This is a genomic window from Corallococcus sicarius, from assembly GCF_003611735.1.
Classification (GTDB): Bacteria; Myxococcota; Myxococcia; order Myxococcales; family Myxococcaceae; genus Corallococcus; species Corallococcus sicarius.
Genome location: NZ_RAWG01000007.1, coordinates 72,401 through 78,490 on the forward strand (window position 1 = coordinate 72,401; position 6,090 = coordinate 78,490).

Sequence of the window (6,090 nt, forward strand, 5' to 3'; positions counted from 1 at the left end):
TTGCCTTCCCCCCTCCTCTCCCGCTCCCGTCACGGAGACACCGATGCCTGACTTCCTTGGACATGCCGAGAACCCACTGCGCGAAGAGGAGTGGGCGCGCCTCAACGAGACGGTGATCCAGGTGGCGCGTCGGTCGCTGGTGGGCCGCCGCATCCTGGACATCTACGGACCGCTGGGCGCCGGCGTGCAGACCGTGGCCTACGACGAGTTCCAGGGCGTGTCCCCGGGCGCGGTGGACATCGTCGGCGAGCAGGAGACCGCGATGGTCTTCACGGACGTCCGCAAGTTCAAGACGATCCCGATCATCTACAAGGACTTCCTGCTGCACTGGCGGGACATCGAGGCGGCGCGCACGCACAACATGCCGCTGGACGTGTCCGCCGCCGCCGGGGCCGCCGCCCTCTGCGCGCAGCAGGAGGACGAGCTCATCTTCTACGGTGATCAGCGCCTGGGCTACGAAGGCCTGATGACGGCCAACGGCCGCCTCACCGCGACGCTGGGCGACTGGACGGCGCCGGGCGGCGGCTTCCAGACCATCGTGGAGGCCACGCGCAAGCTCAACGAGGCCGGCCACTTCGGGCCCTACGCCGTGGTGCTGTCGCCCCGGCTGTACTCGCAGCTGCACCGCATCTACGAGAAGACGGGCGTGCTGGAGATTGAGACCATCCGGCAGCTCGCCTCCGACGGCGTCTACCAGTCCAACCGCCTGCGCGGCGAGTCGGGCGTGGTGGTGTCCACCGGCCGGGAGAACATGGACCTGGCCGTGGCCATGGACATGGTCGCCGCCTACCTGGGCGCCAGCAAGATGAACCACCCCTTCCGCGTGCTGGAGTCGCTGCTGCTGCGCATCAAGCACCCGGACGCCATCTGCACGCTCGAAGGCGCCCTCCCCGCGGCCCCCCCGGCGCGCCGATAGCCCTCCCAGCGCGGGTCCCCATGGCGAAGGTCCTGGTCATCGACGATGAGACGAACCTGCGCAAGGTGCTGGCCGCCCTGCTGCGCCGCGACGGGTTCGACGTCACCGTGGCGGAGAACGGGGAGCAGGGCCTCGCCGAGTTCCACAAGAACGGCGCCGACATCATCGTCACCGACCTGGTGATGCCGAAGCTGGGCGGCATGGAAGTGCTCGCCGCCGTGCGCATCGCCAACCCGGACGTGCCGGTGATCATCATCACCGCGCACGGCACCGTGGACTCCGCCGTGGAGGCCATCAAGGCGGGCGCGTTCGACTACATCACCAAGCCCTTCGACCAGTCGGAGCTGTCCTCCGTCGTGGCCAAGGCCGCCAAGACGAACGAGAGCGCCAAGCGCTCCGTGCGGGCGGATCACAAGGCGCGCTCCGCCATCATCGGCGAGTCGCCGCAGATCCAGGACGTCTACAAGATCATCGACAAGGTCGCGGACACGCCCTCCACGGTCCTCATCACCGGCGAGAGCGGCACGGGCAAGGAGCTCATCGCTACCGCGCTGCACGGCGCGTCCAGCCGCCGCGACAAGCCGTTCATCAAGATCAACTGCGCCGCCATCCCCGCGACGCTCATCGAGTCCGAGCTGTTCGGCTACGAGAAGGGCGCCTTCACCGGCGCCGTCACCTCCAAGCCGGGCCGCTTCGAGCTGGCCGACGAAGGCACCCTCTTCCTCGACGAGATTGGAGAAGTCCCCGTCGAGATGCAGGTGAAGCTGTTGCGCGCGCTCCAGGAGGGCGAGTTCGAGCGCGTGGGCGGCATCAAGACGACGCGCGTGAACGTGCGGCTCGTGGCGGCCACCAACCGCGACCTCCAGGAGGAGATCGAAGCGGGCCGCTTCCGCAAGGACCTGTACTACCGGCTGGCCGTGGTGCCCATCGTGCTGCCCGCGCTGCGCGAGCGCCGCAGCGACATCCCGATGCTCGCCAAGCACTTCGTGGACAAGTACAACCGGCGCCTCAACAAGAAGATTGAAGGCATCGCCGACGACGCGATGGCGGTGCTCCAGGCATACGCGTGGCCGGGCAACATCCGCGAGCTGGAGAACCTCATCGAGCGCGTGCTGCTCTTCGCGGACGGCCCCCACATCACGGCGAAGGATCTGCCGGAGCCGGTGCGCGGAGGAGCAGGCGTGCAGGCAGGAGCCACGGTGGCCAGCTCGCTGGGCACGCTGGACGTCCCTGTGGGCGAGGTGGGCCTCAAGGACATCGTGCGGATGAAGGCCGCGGAGCTGGAGCGGGACCTCATCGTGAAGAAGCTGGATGAGACGGGCGGCAACGTCACGCGCGCCGCGCGCCTCCTGCAGATCAGCCGCAAGTCGCTCCAGACGAAGATGAAGGAGTTCGGCCTGCGCGACACCACCCCGGACGGGCAGGACGACGGCCCGGACGAGTAGCCCCGGGCGGCCGAAATATCGCCGTTCCGTCGGCGGTTTCGGGCCCGCGTACCTTCTCACCCTCAGGGAGCTTGAATGCGGCCGAATCTTCCCACCCTCGGTGGACCACCGAAGCGCAATCCCTTCGGACCGGTGGTTGCCGTCTCCGTCATCCTCGGCGCGGCCGCGGGTGGCGTGTGGTGGTGGAAACAGCGCATGGCGGATGTCCCCATGGACGTCGCCTCGCAGTCCGTGACCGCGCAGGACGCGGGCACCCTCGCGCAGGCCCCCGCGGCGCCCCCCGTGCCCACCGACCCGGTGAAGGCCGCGGGCCTGGAGCGCGCGTCCATCCGCATTGAAGGTCCCCTGGAGACGGCGCTCGTGCAGGCCACCGGCGCGGAGGTGGGCCCTGCCCTGGCCCAGGTGGTGACGCGCACGCTGGTGTGGTGGGTGCGCGTGCCCGGGGAGATCCTCCGGGGCGACACGCTGGACGTGCTCTTCCAGCGTCGTCCCAACGAGGAGCCGCTGGTGTACGCGGTGCGCTTCGTCAGCGGAAAGACGGGCCAGACGCACCGCGCCTACCGCTTCCAGCCCGCAGGGGAGACGAACGCGCGCTACTACGTGCCGGGCGGTGACGAACTGGAGCTGCGGATGGAGCACTCGCCCATCGACAGCTACGAGCAGATCACGTCCCTGCTGCGCGACGGCCGGGGCCACAAGGGCGTGGACTTCCGCGCTCCGGTGGGCACCACCATCCGGGCGCCCTTCGCGGGCGTCATCAAGCGCAAGAACTGGAACTTCGGCAGCAACGGCAACTGCATCGAGCTGGTGGAGTCCGGGGGCAAGGGCCGCCGGGCCCTCTTCCTGCACCTGGCGGAGCTGCCCCGCACGGTCCAGGCCGGGATGCGGGTGTCCACGGGCCAGGTCCTGGCGCAGAGCGGCAACACCGGCCACTCCTTCGCCCCCCACCTGCACTATCAGCTGATGCTGGGGGAGAACCGGGTCCTGGACCCCTTCGACCAGCACAAGACCTTCCGGGCCTCCCTGGTGGCCTCCCAGAAGGCCACCTTCGAGGCCGAGGTCCAGCGGCTGGACGGACTGCTCGGCACGTCCGTGGCCGGCAAGTAACGGCCACCCATTTCTTGACACTCCTCCGACGGCACGGCTAGCTGGCAGGCTCCTGGGCCGTGGGTCGTCGGAGGTTGTGGATGCACAGGTTTCGCGCCGTCATCGCCGCGCTGACGTTGGGCGCGCCGTTCGCCGCCAGCGCGGCGGACATCACCCGGATTGCCTCGTCGTTCGACGATGACGATCCGTTCGACCTCTTCTTCGACGTCGGCTTCGAGCGCACACAGACGCGCGCGAAGATCGTGCGCGAGCAGCTCTCGCAAGAGGGCGTGGAAGACCCGCAGCTGCGGGAGGTCAATGAGCTCTGGTACAAGGGCGTGGACGCGCGGCTGAACTTGGCGCTCGCGTTCGGCCTTTGGAAGGACCTGGAGTTCTCCTTCAAGCTGCCCATCGTCTTCCAGCAGAACGAGAGCTGGGAGTACGTGTCGGGCACCAACAACGACAACTCCACCATCGACAACAGCTGCTTCAAGGCGGACGGCTCGCCGTACTCGTCGGAAGGCTGCGTGGGCAGGCTCTTCAACGTCCCGCAGGAGAGCTTCCGGGGCGGCCTGGGCAACGTCCACTTCGGGCTGGCGTACGCCTTCTTCAACCAGGAGAAGGACGACACCAAGCCCACGTGGATCGTCGGCATCGACTACGAGGCGCCCACCGCCAAGCAGCGCAATCCGAGCGTGGACAACAGCGACCTGGATGACCCGGATAAAGGCCGCGGCAACGTGGGCGACCGCGTCCACAAGTACCAGCTCTACACGTCCTTCTCGCGGCGCATGGGCGCGGCGGACCCGTACTTCAAGGCGTACCACACCATCCCGGTGCGCGGCCCCAAGGCCTACTCCAACTGCGATCAGGCCGGCACGAACCGGGACAACCTGGGCGCCCCGGACAACTGCTTCAAGGACCCGTGGACTCGCAATGAGACGGGCATCCAGGCCCCCTCGCAGACGGGCCTCCTCTTCGGCGTGGAGCTGGTGCCCTTCGAGAACAAGGCCAGGGCCCAGAAGTTCGCGGTGGACCTGCGCTTGATGGGCAACTACGTGGGCCGCGGCCGGTACTACAACGAGCTGAGCTCGGCGCTGCGCAAGCTGCTCACGTCGGAGGACTACATGCAGGTGGGTGGCCAGTTCGGCGTCACCGCCCGCGCCGCCGAGGCCTTCACCATCCGCGCCTCCGGCAACTTCCTCTACAACACGGACCACCTGCTCACGTCGGAGACCCTGGGCCAGGACGTGAACGGCGACGGCACCGTGGACGCCAACCCGGGCTCGCCGGAGCTGAACCCCACGTTCGACTGGCGCTACGACCTGACGTCCCGCCGCTTCCGGGCCATCCAGAGCACCACGTTCCGCTTCGACCTGGGCGCGAGCTTCAGCTTCTAGCAGCGGCGCCCCTGAGGCAGCGGGTACGTCCCTACCGCTGCTTCAGCCCGAGGCCCATGCGGTACACCTCCTGGCCGGGCCACCCCGCCCGGCGGGCCAGCTCGGTGCTCAGCGGCTTGAGCTTCTCGCCGCGCTCCAGGCCGGACTCCAGCGCGCGGCGGACCTCGTCCTCGCTCCAGCGCTGCTCGCCGGTGCGCCCCTCCACCAGCACCACCACCTCGCCCCGGGTCTCCTCGGCGGCGTAGCGCGCGACCAGGGCCGACAGCGGGCCCCGGACGAACTCCTCGTGCAGCTTGGTCAGCTCCCGCGCCACGCACGCGCGCCGGTCGCCCCAGGCCTCCTGGAGGTCCGCCAGCGTCTCGCCCAGGCGGCGCGGGGACTCGTAGAGCACGCAGGTGGCGGACAGGGGCGCCACCTCGTCCAGCATGGCCCGGCGCTCCGGCCCCTTGCGCGGCAGGAAGCCCAAGAAGTGGAAGCGGCCCGTGGGCAGCCCGGACGCGCTCAGCGCCGCCACCAGCGCCGTCGCCCCGGGCACCGGCTCCACCTTCAGGCCGCGCTCCAGCGCCTCCGCCACCAGCTTCTCGCCCGGGTCGCTGATGCCGGGGCTGCCCGCGTCGGTGATGAGCGCGCAGTCGTCCCCTGCTTCGATGCGATCCAGGATGCGCCCGGCGCGCTGGCCTTCGGCGAAGGCGGGCAGGCTCACCAGGTCCTTGCCGCCAATGCCGAAGTGGTCCAACAGGATGCGCGAGTGCCGGGTGTCCTCGCACGCGAGGAAGCCGGCGGTGCGCAGCGTCTCCAGGGCCCGGGCGGTGACATCCCCCAGGTTCCCGATGGGCGTGGCCACGAGGTAGAGCGTTCCAGCCAAGGACAGGTCCTCACATGCCGGCGTCGAAGGCGGCGGGGATGTGTTCCACCTGGGCGTGCTCGCCCCGGCCCACGACGGAGATGACGTCGAAGCGCACCATGCGCCCGTCGATGCCGTTCTGGAAGAGATAGTGCAGCGCGGCCTTCACCACCCGACGCTGCTTGGCGAAGGACACGGTGTGCGCCGGGTCTCCCCACACCGCCGAGGAGCGCATCCGCACCTCCACGAAGCACACCACCTCTTCGCGCACCGCCACGATGTCCAGCTCGCCGTAGCGGCACGTCCAGTTGCGCGCAATCACCCGGAAGCCTTGTGACTCCAGCAGGCGCACGCCTTCCGCCTCCGCTTCATCCCCCGTCTCCCGCCGCGTCCCCATCC

6 protein-coding genes are annotated in these 6,090 nt (G+C 69.3%); 4 read left to right on the forward strand and 2 right to left on the reverse strand.

Going from position 1 to position 6,090, the window contains the following annotated elements:
- The first annotated feature begins 43 nt into the window (after window positions 1-43).
- From encA to D7X12_RS02300, 4 genes are all read left to right on the forward strand, one after another.
- The gene (encA, locus tag D7X12_RS02285) at window positions 44-916 is read left to right on the forward strand and encodes an encapsulin nanocompartment shell protein EncA (protein ID WP_120601209.1); all 873 of its coding nucleotides are present in this window, start codon (window positions 44-46) and stop codon (window positions 914-916) included.
- A gap of 20 nt (window positions 917-936) precedes the next feature.
- The gene (locus tag D7X12_RS02290) at window positions 937-2,361 is read left to right on the forward strand and encodes a sigma-54-dependent transcriptional regulator (protein WP_120623619.1); all 1,425 of its coding nucleotides are present in this window, start codon (window positions 937-939) and stop codon (window positions 2,359-2,361) included.
- A 75-nt stretch (window positions 2,362-2,436) separates the two neighbouring features.
- Entirely contained in the window at window positions 2,437-3,468 is a 1,032-nt protein-coding gene (locus D7X12_RS02295; RefSeq protein ID WP_120623620.1) for a M23 family metallopeptidase, read from the forward strand.
- Between the two features lie 80 nt (window positions 3,469-3,548).
- Entirely contained in the window at window positions 3,549-4,847 is a 1,299-nt protein-coding gene (locus D7X12_RS02300) for a hypothetical protein (protein WP_120623621.1), read from the forward strand.
- Window positions 4,848-4,878: 31 nt separating this feature from the next.
- Here D7X12_RS02300 and rsmI read toward each other — a convergent pair whose 3' ends face one another.
- Together rsmI and D7X12_RS02310 are read right to left on the reverse strand one after the other, a co-directional pair.
- A complete protein-coding gene (gene rsmI, locus D7X12_RS02305; RefSeq protein ID WP_120623622.1) occupies window positions 4,879-5,712 on the reverse strand; it encodes a 16S rRNA (cytidine(1402)-2'-O)-methyltransferase in 834 nt (277 codons plus the stop codon).
- A 10-nt stretch (window positions 5,713-5,722) separates the two neighbouring features.
- A complete protein-coding gene (locus D7X12_RS02310; protein WP_120623623.1) occupies window positions 5,723-6,088 on the reverse strand; it encodes a YraN family protein in 366 nt (121 codons plus the stop codon).
- Window positions 6,089-6,090 lie beyond the last annotated feature (2 nt).

What these genes read in the sequence shown, in the direction of transcription:
- encA (WP_120601209.1), top strand. Translation starts at nt 44, where the DNA reads ATGCCTGACTTCCTTGGACATGCCGAGAACCCACTGCGCGAAGAGGAG.
- D7X12_RS02295 (WP_120623620.1), top strand. Translation starts at nt 2,437, where the DNA reads ATGCGGCCGAATCTTCCCACCCTCGGTGGACCACCGAAGCGCAATCCC.
- D7X12_RS02300 (WP_120623621.1), top strand. Translation starts at nt 3,549, where the DNA reads ATGCACAGGTTTCGCGCCGTCATCGCCGCGCTGACGTTGGGCGCGCCG.
- D7X12_RS02310 (WP_120623623.1), bottom strand. Translation starts at nt 6,088, where the DNA reads ATGGGGACGCGGCGGGAGACGGGGGATGAAGCGGAGGCGGAAGGCGTG.
- D7X12_RS02290 (WP_120623619.1), top strand. Translation starts at nt 937, where the DNA reads ATGGCGAAGGTCCTGGTCATCGACGATGAGACGAACCTGCGCAAGGTG.